This is a genomic window from Clostridium amylolyticum, from assembly GCF_900142075.1.
In the GTDB taxonomy this organism is placed as follows: Bacteria; Bacillota; Clostridia; order Clostridiales; family Clostridiaceae; genus Clostridium_AA; species Clostridium_AA amylolyticum.
Genome location: NZ_FQZO01000007.1, coordinates 56,778 through 73,055 on the forward strand (window position 1 = coordinate 56,778; position 16,278 = coordinate 73,055).

13 protein-coding genes and 1 pseudogene are annotated in these 16,278 nt (G+C 32.7%); 5 read left to right on the forward strand and 9 right to left on the reverse strand.

The annotated features are described in order from the left end of the window. Window positions 1-71 precede the first annotated feature (71 nt). From BUA82_RS15165 to purR, 6 genes are all read right to left on the reverse strand, one after another. A complete protein-coding gene (locus BUA82_RS15165) occupies window positions 72-1,493 on the reverse strand; it encodes a HAMP domain-containing sensor histidine kinase (RefSeq protein WP_073010087.1) in 1,422 nt (473 codons plus the stop codon). Further along, complete coding sequence (locus BUA82_RS15170) at window positions 1,494-2,180, reverse strand: response regulator transcription factor (protein WP_073010091.1); 687 nt, start codon at window positions 2,178-2,180, stop codon at window positions 1,494-1,496. Window positions 2,181-2,360: 180 nt separating this feature from the next. Beyond that, complete coding sequence (locus tag BUA82_RS15175; RefSeq protein ID WP_073010094.1) at window positions 2,361-3,320, reverse strand: ribose-phosphate diphosphokinase; 960 nt, start codon at window positions 3,318-3,320, stop codon at window positions 2,361-2,363. 61 nt (window positions 3,321-3,381) lie between these two features. Next, window positions 3,382-4,761 carry a bifunctional UDP-N-acetylglucosamine diphosphorylase/glucosamine-1-phosphate N-acetyltransferase GlmU gene (glmU, locus tag BUA82_RS15180; protein ID WP_073010097.1) on the reverse strand — a complete coding sequence of 460 codons (1,380 nt, stop codon included), beginning with the start codon at window positions 4,759-4,761 and terminating at the stop codon, window positions 3,382-3,384. A 215-nt stretch (window positions 4,762-4,976) separates the two neighbouring features. Further along, a complete protein-coding gene (gene spoVG, locus BUA82_RS15185; protein WP_073010100.1) occupies window positions 4,977-5,267 on the reverse strand; it encodes a septation regulator SpoVG in 291 nt (96 codons plus the stop codon). Window positions 5,268-5,462: 195 nt separating this feature from the next. Continuing rightward, complete coding sequence (gene purR / locus BUA82_RS15190; protein ID WP_073010103.1) at window positions 5,463-6,278, reverse strand: pur operon repressor; 816 nt, start codon at window positions 6,276-6,278, stop codon at window positions 5,463-5,465. 211 nt (window positions 6,279-6,489) lie between these two features. Between purR and BUA82_RS15195 the strand changes: the two genes are divergently transcribed. From BUA82_RS15195 to BUA82_RS15210, 4 genes are all read left to right on the forward strand, one after another. Next, the gene (locus BUA82_RS15195) at window positions 6,490-7,539 is read left to right on the forward strand and encodes an HD-GYP domain-containing protein (protein ID WP_073010106.1); all 1,050 of its coding nucleotides are present in this window, start codon (window positions 6,490-6,492) and stop codon (window positions 7,537-7,539) included. Window positions 7,540-7,726: 187 nt separating this feature from the next. Next, window positions 7,727-9,100, forward strand: a complete 1,374-nt coding sequence (gene murC / locus BUA82_RS15200; RefSeq protein ID WP_073010109.1) for a UDP-N-acetylmuramate--L-alanine ligase — start codon at window positions 7,727-7,729, stop codon at window positions 9,098-9,100. A 468-nt stretch (window positions 9,101-9,568) separates the two neighbouring features. Further along, entirely contained in the window at window positions 9,569-11,305 is a 1,737-nt protein-coding gene (locus BUA82_RS15205; RefSeq protein ID WP_073010112.1) for an ABC transporter ATP-binding protein, read from the forward strand. Then, window positions 11,305-13,092: an ABC transporter ATP-binding protein gene (locus BUA82_RS15210; protein ID WP_073010115.1), complete on the forward strand. Its 1,788-nt coding sequence runs from the start codon at window positions 11,305-11,307 to the stop codon at window positions 13,090-13,092. The genes BUA82_RS15205 and BUA82_RS15210 overlap by 1 nt, the downstream gene beginning before the upstream one ends. A 133-nt stretch (window positions 13,093-13,225) precedes the next feature. On the opposite strand, the pseudogene BUA82_RS15215 reads toward BUA82_RS15210, so the two are convergent. Then, window positions 13,226-13,417, reverse strand: a pseudogene (locus BUA82_RS15215) (Rdx family protein); the annotation flags it as partial. A gap of 344 nt (window positions 13,418-13,761) precedes the next feature. Between BUA82_RS15215 and BUA82_RS15220 the strand changes: the two are divergent. Beyond that, window positions 13,762-14,535, forward strand: a complete 774-nt coding sequence (locus BUA82_RS15220) for a L,D-transpeptidase family protein (protein WP_242948988.1) — start codon at window positions 13,762-13,764, stop codon at window positions 14,533-14,535. 67 nt (window positions 14,536-14,602) lie between these two features. Here the strand turns inward: BUA82_RS15220 and BUA82_RS15225 are convergent, their stop codons facing one another. Both BUA82_RS15225 and BUA82_RS15230 read right to left on the reverse strand, forming a co-directional pair. Further along, window positions 14,603-15,364: a hypothetical protein gene (locus BUA82_RS15225; RefSeq protein ID WP_073010121.1), complete on the reverse strand. Its 762-nt coding sequence runs from the start codon at window positions 15,362-15,364 to the stop codon at window positions 14,603-14,605. Continuing rightward, the gene (locus BUA82_RS15230) at window positions 15,357-16,277 is read right to left on the reverse strand and encodes an ABC transporter ATP-binding protein (protein WP_073010124.1); all 921 of its coding nucleotides are present in this window, start codon (window positions 16,275-16,277) and stop codon (window positions 15,357-15,359) included. The genes BUA82_RS15225 and BUA82_RS15230 overlap by 8 nt, the downstream gene beginning before the upstream one ends. Window position 16,278 lies beyond the last annotated feature (1 nt).

The following is a 16,278-nucleotide window of genomic DNA, read 5'->3' on the forward strand; positions in this document are numbered from 1 at the left end:
CCATTCCCACAGTCTATCCTTAAAGTCTTTATCTTGCAACGAAGCACCCCCTAGTTAATATTAAGATCGTGCTACTTTTTCTTAAGTGTAAATGTAAAGGTAACGCCCTTTTCAGGTGTCTTATTCTCCACCCAAATATCTTCTCCATGCTGAGTTAGTATGTGTCTAACTATTGAAAGTCCTAACCCCGTACTAACTTTATTAGTCCTGGATTTATCCGCTTTATAGAATCTATCCCAGATATTCTTAAGATCTTCCTCATTTATGGCAGGGCCATCGTTATAAATACTTATATAAACTTTACTTCCCCTACTTTTACTTGTTACCCTTATATAGCCGCCTTCGTTGGAGTATTTTACAGCATTATCAGCAAGGTTTGTAACCACTTGCATCAGCCTATCCCTATCTCCTTGTACGAAAAGGTGACTTCCTTCCAGCACAACATCAACCTCTAACTTTTTATATTTTATTTTGGGTTCTAAATTAATAATACATATTCTTATAATTTCGTTAATATCAAACTCTGTTATCTTTAAGTTTAACTTTCCGGCTTCCATGGCTGAAAGGTCCAGAAGTTCATTAACCAATCTACTAAGTCTTGTTATTTCATCATAAACTATTTTCATGTAATAATTTTCTTTATCTTTAGGTATAACTCCATCTAATATACCTGCCACAAACCCTTTTATTGAGGTTATAGGCGATCTCAGCTCGTGAGATACATTAGAAATAAAATCGCGACGATTTTTTTCCACTTCAGCTAAAGAGTCAGCCATGGTATTAAAGGAATCTGCCAACTCCCCAATTTCATCATTAGATTCTATATAAACCCTTTTATCTACCTCTCCCTTTGAAATTTTTCTTGCTGCAACGTTTATTTGAGACAAAGGAGCTATTAAAATTCTTTGAGCAAAATAGTATATTACTATACTTGATACTATCAGAGCCAGTATAGCTGAAATCCATATTATAGCATAAACCTTTTTTAAAGGAGTTTTTATCTGCTCTAATGGAGTAGACATTACAATAACTCCTTTAAACCACTTACCATAAAATACAGGTTTCATATATACATATGCCTTTCTATTGAAAACATCATCATGTACAGCTCGCTTTTCTACTGCCTTCCCCCCAGAAAGTTCATCCATTTCATCAATACTCAATTTTGAAAATCTAATGTTATTATATTTGGGGTTAGAAACCGCAAATACATAGCCATTATTATCAGTTAAAAGTATATCTGCTTTTAAAGAATCCCCAATAAAGGTTAAAACATTCTGAAGATTTAAAAGCGAAGCTTCTTGGTGTTCGTTTAAATGACCTACCATAGCGTTAGCGATGAGCTTACCTTGATTATCCAATTGATCCTTAGTCTGTTCAAAATAATAGTTCTCAAACCAAATGGATAATACCGTAGCTATGATGATAAAAGTAAAGGCAATAATGGCAGTGAAGGTTACCAACAGTTTAGAAACCAAACTGTTTTTTCTCATCTACTTGACCTCAAATTTATAACCCACGCCCCATACAGTTTCTAATTGCCAATTTGCTCCTCCGTGCAGTTTTTCTCTCAATCTCTTTATATGAACGTCTACAGTTCTTGAATCACCAGGGTAATCATATCCCCAAACCTCGCAAAGTAATTGTTCTCTAGTAAATACCCTATTTTTATTGCTAGCTAAATAGTAAAGTAATTCAAATTCTTTTGGAGGCATCTTAATTTCATTTCCATTGTAGGTTACATTATAAGAATTTACATCCACAGTAAGATCAGGGTAAGTTATGGCTTCTTTAACCCCAACTTCTACGTTATATCTTCTCATAACCGCCTTAACTCTCGCTATAAGCTCTTTTGGCTCAAAAGGTTTTACTATGTAGTCATCTGCTCCTAGCTCTAAAGCTAGAACCTTATCAAAAGTTTCCCCTTTTGCAGTAAGCATTATTACAGGAGTTTCACTGTCTTTTCTTATCCATTTTAGCACATCTACCCCATCCATATGAGGTATCATAACATCTAATAAAACAAGATCAGGCTTATATTCCATAAAGAGCTCTTGTGCTTCTTTACCATTATGACCAACCTTGGTATCATAACCCGAATTTTCTAAATACATTTTTATTACTTCACATATATTTTCATCGTCATCGATAATTAATATCTTACCTAATATTCCATCCATTTAGCACACTCCTTAGTTTTAGTTTTTGTTCATAATTTAAATTTATCAAATTTATTAAACATTTTATATAGCTTTTATTAAAAGTTACAAATATTTAAAATGTGATAAAAAAAGGAATTCCTTTAAGAAATCCCTTTTTATGTCACTTTGTGCATATTTCATGTTTTAATAATTATAATTTTAATCTTCAAAAAGCTTGCTTAGTGGAACATCATCATATATTCTTCTAATAGCTTCTGCAAAAATTGGCGCTACTGATAAAGAAGTAAACTTATGTAATTCTGGTATATCAGGAAGTTTAATAGTATTTAGCATTACTAATTCTTTTATTGCACTATCGTTAATTCTTTCAAAGGCAGGTCCTGAAAGAACTCCGTGAGTACAACAAGCATAAACTTCTTTTGCTCCAAGATCCATAAGCGCATTAGCAGCATTGGCTATGGTTCCTGCAGTATCTATCATGTCATCAATAAGTATGCAAGCCTTATCTCTTACATCTCCTATTATATTCATTATTTCAGATACATTAGCTTTTGGTCTTCTCTTATCAATTATAGCTATAGGTGCATGAAGTTTATCTGCAAAGTTTCTAGCTCTAGTTACGCTTCCTAGATCTGGAGAAACCACTACAATGTCATCTCTTTGCTTCATACCTTTTTCCACAAAATGCTTAGCCAATATAGGTGCACCTAATAGGTGGTCAAGAGGTATATTGAAGTAGCCTTGAATTTGAGGAGCATGTAAGTCCATAGTAAGGATTCTATCAGCACCTGCAGTAGTTATGATATCAGCAACAAGCTTTGCTGTAATAGGATCTCTAGATTTTGCTTTTCTATCCTGTCTTGCATACCCATAGTAAGGTATAACTGCAGTAATCCTTCCTGCTGAAGCTCTCTTGAAAGCATCAATCAATATTAATAGTTCCATAAGATGGTTATTTACAGGTTGATTAGTAGATTGAACTATAAAAACGTCTGCGCCTCTCACCGTTTCGTTAATATCTACTTTTATTTCTCCATCGCTAAAACTTCCAACTTCTGCATCTCCTAATGGGACTCCCAATATTTCAGCTATATCTCTGGCCAATTGTGGATGAGAATTACCAGAAAATATTTTAATATTCTTTCCATGGGTTATCATCTGTGGAAACCTCCTTGTAAATAATTATGAGTGTGACTATAAAGATTAAATATATTTAAATTTATTTATCTTTCCTTTTTATTAGGCCCTTTTTTTCTACCCAGCCTTGAATATTAACCTGTCTAGCTCTTGCTATAGCCAAACTTGCTTCTGGAACTTCCTCTGTTATAGTAGAACCTGCAGCTATATAACTATAGTCTTTTACTTCCACAGGGGAAACTAAATTAGTGTTACAGCCTACAAAAACATTATCGCCTATTTTAGTTTTAAATTTATGGGTTCCGTCATAATTTACAACTACTGTTCCACAGCCAAAATTACAATCACTACCTACTTCCGCATCTCCTATATAGGTTAAGTGTGAAACTTTAGTTTTATCTCCTATAGTAGATTTTTTAATTTCCACAAAATCTCCTATACGAGCCTTTTTGCCTATGATGCTTTCAGGTCTAATATATGCATAAGGTCCTACGGTAGTTCCTTCTCCAATTTTACTTTCCAGTACCACGGAGGCTTGGATAGTTACACCATCTTCTATAATACTGTTAAATATTCTAGAATTAGGATATAGCAAACAATCCTTACCTATCACTGTATCCCCTTCAATTACATTATTTGGATATATCACTGTATCTTGACCTATTTCTGCTTCTAAAGATATATAAGTACTATTTGGATCAATAAGGGTTACCCCATTATCCATATGCTTTTTATTTATTCTATCTCTTAAAATCTTTTCAGTAACAGCTAATTCTCCTCGTGAGTTAACGCCAATGGTTTCTTCAAAATCTACTGGTAAAGCTCCTACCTTCTTATTATCTTCTTTTAATATTCCAATTACATCTGTTAAATAATATTCACCTTGTGCATTATTATTTGAAAGCTTATTCAATGAAAATAATAAATCCTCTATATCAAAACAGTACATTCCAGCATTAATTTCTTTAATTTTTAATTCTTCTTCATTACAGTCTTTATGTTCAACTATTTTTAAAACAGCTTCACCTTCTCTTACTATTCGTCCATAACCATTAGGATTGTCTATAATGGAGGATAATAAGGTAGCTGAGTTTCCTTGTTCTTCATGAAGCTTAATAAGAGCTGAGGCTGTCTCTGCCCTTACAAGAGGAGCATCCCCAGTAAAAATTGCTACCGTTCCCTGTTTTCCTTTTAAAAAGTCCACAGCACAAAGGACAGCATGACCTGTTCCTAGCTGTTCTTCCTGTAGAGAATAAGTTACATTCCTAGAAGCCGTAGCACCTTTTACCATTTCTGAGCCTTTTCCTATAATCACATTCACATCTTCAAGTCCAGCAGTTCTCATAGTGTCAATAACATGATTTACCATTTCCTTGCCACATACCTTATGCAGTACCTTAGGAGTATTAGATTTAATCCTCTTTCCTTGTCCAGCAGCTAAAATCAAAGAACATTTATACATTGTAAACACCTCTATAAACCATTTTAAAGTTTAAATACTATATTCTAATTAAAAAATAATCTAACATAATACCATACCTTACTATTATATTTTAACACATATATTATTGCAACGTAATAAAAAAAGTTATACTTTTCATACTCCCTTAAGTAAACGATTTTGCTTAGTTTTTTAAGGATTCCCACAAAAAAACAAAAGGGAGATAAATCTCCCTTTTACTCCTCAACTGTTTCTTCAGATTGTGGCTCCTCGTTCTTAACTTTTTCATACTCGCTTAAAATAGCGTTCTGAATCTTTTCTCTTGTAGTAGTATTGATGGGGTGAGCTATGTCCTTGAATTCTCCATCAGGAGTCTTCCTGCTTGGCATAGCAATGAAAAGACCATTTTGACCTTCTATAACCTTAATATCATGAACCACAAATTCATTATCAAAGGTTACGGATACTATGGCTTTCATTTTTCCATCCGCTGCTATCTTTCTTATTCTAACATCAGTAATCTGCATTAAAAAACACCTCCAGTAGCTTTTAACGATGATATATAATTCTCTATATAATTCAATATTCCTCTTTTTTTCTTAGAATTTTTTGAAAATTAAATATTTATTAATAAATTTGCACATTTTGTTCACATTTTAACCTATTTATATACGGTTGAGAGTATACTACAAGGTTATTGGCCACAATGATAATACTTTAATTTATTTATATAAAGATGAAAGACTCATATTTATATTTCCTTCTTCATCTACAGAATTAAACTCTATGATGGAAACCCTTTCATCCACTAATTTTCTAGCACTTGCTACATTGTCCACCAATACACCAATTCCCACCAGCTGACTTTCAAATTCATTAAGCAAATCTTTTATTCCTTTTGCAGTTCCTCCAGCTCTCATAAAATCGTCTATAAATATGCATTTACTCCCTTTTTTTAAACTTCTTCTAGCTAAAGACATATTTTGTATGCGTCCAGAAGAACCTGATACATAGTTTATACTAACTGTGGGTCCCTCAGTCACCTTATTTTCTCTTCTTACAGTAACTAACTGTACTCCAAGGTTCTTAGCTACTTCATAGGCTAAAGGTACCCCTTTAGTTTCTACAGTAACCACACAGTCTATGTCTATATCGTAAAAATTTGAAGCTAAAATTATCCCTGCTGTACTTACTATCCTTGGATTAAACATAATATCTGTCATATAAATAAAGTTTCCTGGCACTACCCTGCTTTTATCCATAAGAAGTTCACATAAATTTTCAGCAAATATTTTTTTATCCTCATAGCTTATGTCAGGAATATACTTCACTCCTCCAGAGGCTCCTGCTATGGTCTCCACTTTTCCAAAATTTAATTTTTCCATTATATCTCTTACAATTACTATATCTTCACTTATGGTGGATTTAGCCCCATTTAATAATTCAGAAAAGTAGTTAAGGCTCATAACCTTATTTGGATTTTCTGCTAATATTCTAGTTATAGCTGATATTCTGCTGTTTCGACTTAACTTTTCCATAAAAATCACCTTCGCTATTTTATTATTATTCCCACAAATACGAATTTTATAACACATTTCTTTATCTAATATTCATATTTTATTTCATTTTTTCATTCTTGGCAACAAAAAGGCCGTGAAAATCTGTGCTTTGTACTGTCTCATCAGTTTACATTTAATGATATTCTTGATAAAATTAAGGTAAATTTATGTAAAAAAAGGTAGGATTCTCATGAAGAAATTAATTAAATCTTTAAAGAGTTTGGACTTACAACCTGGTATGATATTAGCAGAAGATTTCATAGTTAATGGAGTAAAGCTACTAACAAAAGATATGGAAATCTCATACAAAGCAATTCTTAAGATTACGAATCAATTTCCTGAGGAATACCTTGAAGTTTATTGTGATGATAATATAAATTATGAAAGCCTTGATGCTAAGAAAGAAAAAATCGAAAAAAACTTAACCTTTCTTACCAACATAACAGAAAAAATTTTTTTTAAGATCAGAGAAAATGATAAGATAGAAATTAATGATGTAAGAAATCTTTCTGATATGCTGTTAAATACTAAAGATGATTTTGGTTTAATACTTAAGAGCATAATAGTATCTAGAAAAGTTGATGAATATACCTTTAGGCATTCTGTAAATACTGCTGCTCTAGCTGTAATGCTAGGTAGATGGTTGGATTTTTCTGAGAGATCCCTTAGGCTTTTATGTTATTCAGGATTACTTCATGACGTAGGTAAATCTAAAATAAAGCCTGAGATTTTAAATAAAAAAGGTCCATTAACTCATAAAGAATATAAAGAAATGAAAGGTCATGCAAAGATTGGATACGATATAGTAAAGAAGATTCCTTATATAGATAATAGCGTTAGTTTAGCAGTACTTATGCATCATGAAAGAGAAGATGGTTCTGGATATCCACTTAAGCTTAATGGTGGTAACATACACACCTTTGGCAAAATAATAGCTATTGTAGATACCTTTGATGCTATGACTTCTAACCGGGTTTACAGAAATAAAATTTCCCCATTAAATGTGCTAAAAGTCATAAAAGAAGAATCTTTTTCAAAACTTGATCCTGTGTATTGTAATATATTTATCACTAATTTATTGGATTATTATATAGGTGATAATGTGGTTTTAAGTAATGGTAAAATAGGTAGAATAATAAAAATGAATATAAATGATATAACTTGTCCTTTGGTTAAAGTGGATAGCACCTTCTTTGACCTTTCCAAAAATAAAGATATAACTATACAGGATATGTTATAATGTAATAAGTCAATGTCTTTAGATAATCTATGGATATTGACTTATTTAATGCTTGCATTAATATTATATTTATTGTATCCTAATACACTTTTTAGAATAATATAAAATATAATCATTAAATTATGTGTGTTTTTTCTAAAAAGTGTATATAATTATTGATGAACTTGTAATAGAGGGGTTGGTTTATATGTCATTTAATTTTATAAAAGATAAGGATAAAAAAGTCCATTTTATTGGAATAGGCGGCATTAGCATGAGTGGCCTGGCAGCGGTATTATTAAATGCAGGCTACAAGGTATCTGGTTCCGATGCCAAGGAGTCACACATCACTGATAACTTAAAAAAACTTGGAGCAGAGATTTACATAGGACATAATGCATCAAATATATCAGATGTGGACTTGGTGGTTTATACAGCAGCAATACCAAAGGATAATCCTGAACTAATCTATGCTGAGGAAAATAATATAACACTCATGGATAGAGCAGAATTTCTTGGTCACATAATGCAAGGGCATAAATATAATGTGGCTGTAACAGGAACTCATGGTAAAACTACCTGTACTTCTATGATTTCCCATATAACATTAAAGGATAATTTAGATCCTACTATACTGGTAGGTGGAGAATTAGATGTTATAAATGGAAACTTTCGTGTAGGTGATAGCGAGTACTTCATCACAGAAGCTTGTGAATATAAAGCCTCTTTCTTGAAGTTTTTCCCTTATATCGGCATCATATTAAATATAGATGCAGATCACTTAGATTATTATAGAGATATTAACCATATAAAAGATACCTTTGAGGAGTTTTCTAAGCTAGTTCCCCAAGATGGCTATCTTATTGGCTATGCTGAAGATGAAAGAGTACAAGACATCTTGTCTAAGTCTACCTGTAATATCCTAAGCTATGGTATTGAAAAGGGCGATATTACAGCTAAAAATATCTCCTTTGATAAAAAAGGCTGCCCTATATTTGATGTATATAAAAATGAGGAAAAACTATATACAATTCACCTTGGAGTTCAAGGAAAGCACAATATATTAAATGCTTTATGCACTATTTGTGTAGGTCTTATATTTAACTCTTCCAAGGAGGCTATAACCCAAGGCTTGGCAGAGTTTAAAGGCGCTCATAAGAGATTTGAATTTAAAGGAGACAAAAATGGTGTTACAGTTATCGATGACTACGCTCACCATCCCACTGAGATAAAAGCTAGTTTATCCACTGCAAGGGACTATCCTCATAAAAAGATTTACTGTGTATTCCAGCCTCATACTTACACTAGAACTAAGGCCCTCTTTAATGATTTTACAGAATGTTTTAATGGTGTAGATGAATTAATATTAATGGATATCTATGCTGCTAGAGAAAAAGATACTGGAGAAATAAGCTCACAGATGTTAGGAGATGCTATAAGAGAAAAAGGCATTAGTTGTGTAAATGTTCATTCCCATCAGGAAGCCTTGGAATATGTATCTAAAAAACTTTCACAGGGAGACTTACTTCTTACTGTGGGAGCTGGTGATGTGGTTAAGGTTGGAGAATTGTATCTAAAGTAAAAGAAATTCATATTAATAATTGTGTAATACTCCTTAGCTGACCTTAAATCTTAATTTATAATATCAAATAAAAATTATTAAATAATAAAAAACATATTGCTTATCCTTGGATAATACTGTAATATGGAAATGTAATTCATTATTCTTAAGAAAGGAGATAGGAACATGAGAACTAAAAACTTTAATAATTCAGCTAACTTAAATAAAATTAAATATGTTATCGGTGGCCTATCTTTGTCTTAGTTAAGTAAATAATGAGTGTATTACTTTTATTTTAATTAACAAAGCCCGGGCTATCTCCCGTGGCACTTACAACCTGTATATCTTTTTGAAATTGGATTTATTGCCATGGGATTCCCATGGCTTTTTGTTTTGTTAAAATTCAATAATAAACACCAAAATTTACTTATAGGGCATTATGAGGGTTATATAAATGTCAGTTTGCTTGCAAAGGGGGTTTAAGCAAGAATGAAAAGAACTTTAAATTATGTACTAAAGTATAAGCTGCTATTAATCATACCCACTGTGGCCATGATATGCGTAATTGCAGTGGATACCGTTAACCCATATCTAACTAAACTTATAATAGACAGGGTTATCATCGGAAAAGAAACTTCTCTATTGAAGCTTCTTATAGGACTTATGATTGGAATTACCATTATTAAGGCAATCTTTGGATATGCAAAAGAATATCTCTTCGACGTACTTTCTTCAAAAGTAGCAGAAGATATTAAAAATGATGTTTTTAACCATATTCAAAGTTTGGAATTTAGCTATTTTGACAAGATGAATACCGGAGAGCTGATGTCAAGGATAGGTGAAGATGTAGATAATATTTGGAGAACCATCGGCTTTGGCCTCAGACTCTTTGTGGAAAATATATTTTATTTTGTACTAAGCTCTATAGTACTATTTTCATTAAATTGGAAACTAGCATTAGCTTGTATCAGTATAATGGCGCCCATTGGGTATATAGCTATTAAGCTAGAAAATAAAATTCTTCAAAGTTATGAAAAGATATCAGACCAGGCAGCGGTAATAAATACCACCGCTCAGGAAAATATAGCTGGTGTAAGGCTGGTTAAAGCTTTTGCCAGAGAAAAACATGAAATACTAAAGTTTTTAAAGATGAATAGAGCCAATTATGATTTAAACATGGAACAAGCAACAAGCCTTGGAAATTACTATCCTCCCATTGAACTATTAACTAACTTTTCTATAGTTATTATGATAATTTTTGGAGGGGTATTGGTGATAGGTAAATCCATGAGTATTGGTACCTTAGTGGCTTTCAGTCAATATATATGGAGCCTTATTTGGCCTATGAGAATGCTGGGCTGGCTTACTAATATGCTGGCTCAAAACAAAGCTTCTTCTAAGAAAATTTTCGATATTTTAGATACAAAGCCTACAATTCAAACTCCTATAGATGCTGTTAAACCAGAAAGTATTCAAGGAGATATAGATTTTAATAATGTATCCTTTAAATATAAAGAAGAAACTGTACTTCATGATATAAATCTTAATATACCTGCTGGAAGCACAGTGGCAGTTATGGGTGGAACAGGTTCTGGTAAATCTACTCTTCTTCATCTTATAGGAAGATATTATGATGTCAGTGAAGGTGAAGTAAAGGTAGATGGTATTAATGTAAAGGACATTGACCTAAAAACTTTAAGAACCCATATGTCCGCTATACCTGAGGATACTTTCCTATTTTCAGACAGCATAGAAGAAAATATTAAGTTTGGTAAGAGAGACGCTTCTGATGAGGAGGTTATAAAAGCATGTAACATCGCCTGCTGTTATGACTTTATAACAGAATTTGAAGAAGGCTTTAATACACTGGTAGGAGAAAGAGGTATAGGTCTTTCCGGTGGACAAAAGCAAAGAATATCCATTGCCAGAGCTTTAGTGAGAGATGCCTCCATTTTAATATTAGATGATGCCACTTCTGCTTTAGACATGGACACAGAATATAATCTATTAAAAAATCTTAATGAAAGAACAAAGCAATGTACGACCTTCATTATAGCTCATAGGATTTCTGCTGTAAAAAATGCAGATAAGATTATATTCTTAGAAAATGGAACCATATTAGAACAAGGAACTCATGATGAGCTCTTAAAACTTAAAGGCAGATATTATGAAATATACTGCGAACAATTTAAAGACTTTGAAGCCTTTGAAAGCGAGGTGGTATAATGGCTAAAAATACTGTAAAACAAGACGAGGATCTTCAAAGGCATTCAAAATTAGAAATAACCACAAGGCTCTTAGGCTATCTAAAGCCCTATAAATTCAAGGCTACATGGATAGTACTCCTTATGATATTTGTAATGATATGCGGTATACTAAACCCTTATCTTCTTAAAATCGCTATAGACAATAATATTACTAATGGAGATATTAAGGGTCTACTTATAATCGGAGTAATATTATTAATACTGAATATATTAGCAGCCATAGCTACTCGAATAAGGATTATATCCATGTCCTCTATCACAAATAATATACTAATTAATATAAGAGAGGAGCTTTATACTCATATTCAAAAGCTCTCCTTCTCCTTTTTTGATAATAGGCCTGTAGGCAAAATACTAGCTAGGGTAATAGGTGACGTAAATGCTCTTCAAGAGCTATTCACTAACAGCATAACCAGTTTCATACCTGAACTTTTAAGCTTGGTATGCGTTACTATAATGATGTTCTTTTTAAACTTTAAGCTAGCTCTAGCCAGTATAATAATTTTACCCATACTTTTTATAAGTATGTTTGCTGTAGAAACCATATCAAGAAAACGTTGGGATGCTTATAGAAAAAAGCGTTCCAACCTAAATGCCTTTACTCATGAGGACTTTGCAGGTATAAAAGTTGTTCAAGCATTTGCCAACGAGGACCATACCTCAAAAACTTTTGACAAGCTTATAAAAGACCTTATGGGCACCTTTGTAAAAACCGTAAGATTAAACGATCTATTCTGGCCTCTAGTAGAATTATCCTGGGGTGTTGGAACCATAGTAGTATTTTTAGTAGGGGTAAGGCTAATAAATGACGGATCCATAACTGTAGGTACCCTTATCGCCTTCACCATGTATATAGGCATGTTCTGGAGACCTATTATGAATATAAGCAACTTCTACAACACATTAATATCCAACTTCTCCGCTGCAGAAAGAATATTTGACATACTGGATATAGAACCAGAAATCGTAAATATTAAAGACGCAGTTAAGATGCCTAAAATAAAAGGTAATGTAGAGTTTAAAAATGTAACCTTCTCCTATGAAGAAGGAAACCCAGTGCTAAATGATATAAGCTTTAAAGTTTCTCCTGGAGAAAACATAGCCCTAGTAGGTGCCACAGGAGCTGGTAAAACCACTATAACTTCACTCCTTAGCAGGTTTTATGACACTGAAATTGGTGAAGTGCTTATAGATGGAAGGAACATCAAAAAGGTAGACTTAGAGTCCTTACGTTCTCAAATGGGTATAATGCTTCAAGATACCTTCTTATTCTCCGCCACCATTAAAGAGAATATCAGGTACGGTAAGCTAGATGCCACAGATGAGGAAGTTATAGCCGCAGCCAAAGCTGTAAATGCCCATGACTTTATCATGAATATGGAAAAAGGTTATGACACAGAAGTTAATGAAAGAGGCTCAAGGTTGTCCCTAGGACAAAGGCAGCTAATTTCCTTCGCTAGAGCTATGCTGGCTAACCCCAGAATACTAATTCTTGACGAAGCTACCTCCAACATTGATACCTTCACTGAAAAGTTAGTTCAACAAGGCATCAAAAAACTTCTAAGAGGCAGAACCTCCTTTGTCATAGCCCACAGACTCTCTACCATAAGAGACTGTGACCGCATTATGGTAATAGATGACGGCATGATCAAAGAAAGCGGCACCCACGAAGAGCTGCTATCACAAAGAGGTATTTACTTCAACCTCTACATGTCCCAGTACAAATTCCTCAACGAAGGCGCCTAATATAGTTAAATATTGATATGACAATATTTCCATCGCACACTGCAAAAAAAATGTCAGCACCTCAGGGGTGCTGACATTTTTTGTATCCGCCCCTGGAGTGCATCCATTTTATGGAATCACCCCAGAGGTGGTTCTATTTTATTCTTTCTCTTATAATATTTTCAACTTCTCCCTCTTCTGGGAACCTGTCCAATTGTTTTTTAGAAAAAATAAGTTCATCATTAAGGCTTATTTCAAATACACCACCTGAAGATGGAAGTATTATAAGCTCTTGGATTTTATTTTTATGTTCTTTTAGCAATACTTGAGAAAGACTCACGGTCCTTGGAACATATCCTCAAGAGGTGCAGTACTCTATACTTATTTTGAAGTTTTCCACTTTTACTCCTCCTTGTCCAATAACTATTTAATATCATTATAAGTATTTTGTGAACTATTATAAAGTTAAATACTATGAAAAAATTGTTAAGTATTATAATTTTTGTACAGAATACTTTATGATATTTTGTACATCTTAATTATTAGAACTGTTTTTATTTAATTTCTTAATTTATTAACTTATTAACTTATTAGCTTATTAATTAATTGCATTGTCCCATTATAAAATTATAGTTTTATCAACTTATTTAAATATATTAAGCTTATTATATTGATAATATGGAGGTTTCTATGAATAAGACTCCTTTTGTTATATCTTCAATGAACTATACCTTTAGGATATCAACTTTATCCACTACTAGATCAAAAATCATCTCAAAAGCTATAATAAAAATTATTATAGTAACTTTGTTTTTAGCATATTTGCCATGTATATCCACTAAAGCACAACCTGGCAAAAATCCAGAGCAACCTATAAAAAGGAATTATGTTGTTTTAATAGATGTAAATGAATGCAGACTCCTCCTTATAGATAGTGACACTAAAGAAATAGTAAAAAATTATCCTGTAGCCCTGGGGAGATTAGACCTTCCCTCTCCTATGGGCACTTGGAAAATCATAAATAAAGGTCATTGGGATGAAGGTTTTGGTGGAAGGTGGCTTGGTTTAAATGTCCCTTGGGGTACATATGGTATTCATGGAACCTCCAAGTCTTCTTCCATTGGAAGTTATGCATCTCATGGATGTATAAGAATGTTTAACTCTGATGTAAAGGAGTTATATAATTACGTAAACCATGGTACAACAGTTATTATATATGGAGGTTCTAGCTGGCTCTTCACCAGCTACTCCAGAACTATACTCCCTGGGGACAGAGGTGCAGACGTTTATGATGTTCAAAGAAGACTCAAGGACTTAGGGTATTATAAGGGGACTTTAGATGGAATTTACGGTGAAGGCATGAAAGCTGTGGTTATAAAATTCCGTAAAGACAACAATCTATCTCCTTCTCATAATGTGGATAAAGACTTATTAAAAGCTTTAGAAATATATAAATTTGAATAACAATAAATATATAAAATTCAATACCTTACAAATAAATTCCTATAAAAAACCTATTAAACTTTAATAATTAATTTATATTAGATTTTTTTATATCAAATATCTTTATAGCAAAAATCAATAAGAGCATAGTATATAAAATTGTTGCGGGTATAGACCAATGAAATTCTATTGGTTTAAGAGCATTTGCTTCACTTACAAGATTATAAGGAATAACTTTACTTATGCTTTTAATACCATTTAAAGCAGCCATAGTATAGGTAACTATCAAGCTCAATATACCCGCGATAAAGCTTTTAGATAACAAAGCGCTAAAAAATAGCGTTAAAGCGATAATAAAGCAGTAATATATAGAAAAATAAGTAAATCCAGCTAACACTCCCTTTAAATCTATGTTACCACCTGTGAAGAGTATATTCACATAGTAATAATTTGTCATAAATCCTATGGAAAGTGTAATTATCACTGTCACTGCAAAATGAGCAAACTTAGCTAATACTATACTACTTGACTGTGCCCCTTTGGATAAGGGAATCATTAGCTTTTTAGAGTTGATTTCCTCACATATACTTGAAGAAATAACAAATACCAAAATCATACTTCCTATTTGGAAAAGATCCTTAAAATAGTTAGTCACTGCAGTATCTCTTGTAACCTTCATTATATTAACTAGCTCTGCTGGAATCTCATTAGCTAGCAGTTTGGGTAAAAGTTTTAACAACATAGGATCCAGTATGGCAAAAAACAATATGGCTGCTCCTATAATTATATATTTATGCTGGCGCCTAGCCTCTAAAATTTCTTTACCAAAATAAGCGGTAAAACTATTCATTACCCTTCACCGTCCTTGTAAAAATATCTTCTAAACTCATTTCTCTAGGGTTGTAACTTTTAATAATCCCACCCAAACTAATTATTTCAGGTATTAGCTTTACCCTTCCCACCTCAGTATCCTTTAATAGAACAGACATGCTATCTTGAGATATCTTAATTTCATCTATCCATGAAAATTCTGAAAGCTTACTAGAAATATTCTGTATATCCCCTTCTATATTAATATCAAACACAGGTTTAATATACTTATGCTTCAGATGCTTTAATTCATCTGAAATTAGTATTTTCCCCTTTTCAATTATGGTTACATCATCACAAACTTTCTCCACATCGCTTAATATATGCGTGGATAAGAATACTGTAATTCCCTTATGCTTTAAAAGTCTTATAAATTCTAGTATCTCTGCGCGTCCTTCAGGGTCTAAAGCAGAAGTAGGCTCATCTAATATAATAAATTCTGGATTATTAAATATAGCACTGGCTAAGGCTAATCTTTGCTTCATTCCTCCGGAATATTCACCTATTAATTTTCTTTTGTGCTCTTTTAAATTCATAAAGTCTAGTAAACTATCTATTTGATTTTTTAATGCCATGCCCTTAATATTTGTTAACTTTCCCAGAAACCCAAGATATTCCTCTGCAGTCATATATTCATAGAAATGATGATCCTGAGGAGCATAACCTACACTGTTCAGGACTTGACTTTTAATGTTTTTATAATCTTTCCCCTTATAACTTATTAATCCTGAATCATAGCTTAATATACCAGATAGAATATTCATGGTGGTGCTTTTACCAGCTCCATTTCTACCTAAAAATCCATGTACTCTACCTTCTCTTAGTTCAAAGCTTATACTATCTAAAGCTTTAAAACTTCCAAAGCTCTTAGTTAAATTTTCAATTTTCCACATA

Bases quoted from the DNA above. Each gene is read 5' to 3' on its own strand.
- spoVG (WP_073010100.1), bottom strand. From the start codon at position 5,267: ATGCAGATTACTGATGTTAGAATAAGAAAGATAGCAGCGGATGGAAAA.
- murC (WP_073010109.1), top strand. From the start codon at position 7,727: ATGTCATTTAATTTTATAAAAGATAAGGATAAAAAAGTCCATTTTATT.
- BUA82_RS15165 (WP_073010087.1), bottom strand. From the start codon at position 1,493: ATGAGAAAAAACAGTTTGGTTTCTAAACTGTTGGTAACCTTCACTGCC.
- BUA82_RS15230 (WP_073010124.1), bottom strand. From the start codon at position 16,277: ATGTGGAAAATTGAAAATTTAACTAAGAGCTTTGGAAGTTTTAAAGCT.
- BUA82_RS15220 (WP_242948988.1), top strand. From the start codon at position 13,762: ATGAATAAGACTCCTTTTGTTATATCTTCAATGAACTATACCTTTAGG.
- BUA82_RS15205 (WP_073010112.1), top strand. From the start codon at position 9,569: ATGAAAAGAACTTTAAATTATGTACTAAAGTATAAGCTGCTATTAATC.
- purR (WP_073010103.1), bottom strand. From the start codon at position 6,278: ATGGAAAAGTTAAGTCGAAACAGCAGAATATCAGCTATAACTAGAATA.
- BUA82_RS15210 (WP_073010115.1), top strand. From the start codon at position 11,305: ATGGCTAAAAATACTGTAAAACAAGACGAGGATCTTCAAAGGCATTCA.
- BUA82_RS15225 (WP_073010121.1), bottom strand. From the start codon at position 15,364: ATGAATAGTTTTACCGCTTATTTTGGTAAAGAAATTTTAGAGGCTAGG.
- BUA82_RS15170 (WP_073010091.1), bottom strand. From the start codon at position 2,180: ATGGATGGAATATTAGGTAAGATATTAATTATCGATGACGATGAAAAT.
- BUA82_RS15175 (WP_073010094.1), bottom strand. From the start codon at position 3,320: ATGATAACCCATGGAAAGAATATTAAAATATTTTCTGGTAATTCTCAT.
- BUA82_RS15195 (WP_073010106.1), top strand. From the start codon at position 6,490: ATGAAGAAATTAATTAAATCTTTAAAGAGTTTGGACTTACAACCTGGT.
- glmU (WP_073010097.1), bottom strand. From the start codon at position 4,761: ATGTATAAATGTTCTTTGATTTTAGCTGCTGGACAAGGAAAGAGGATT.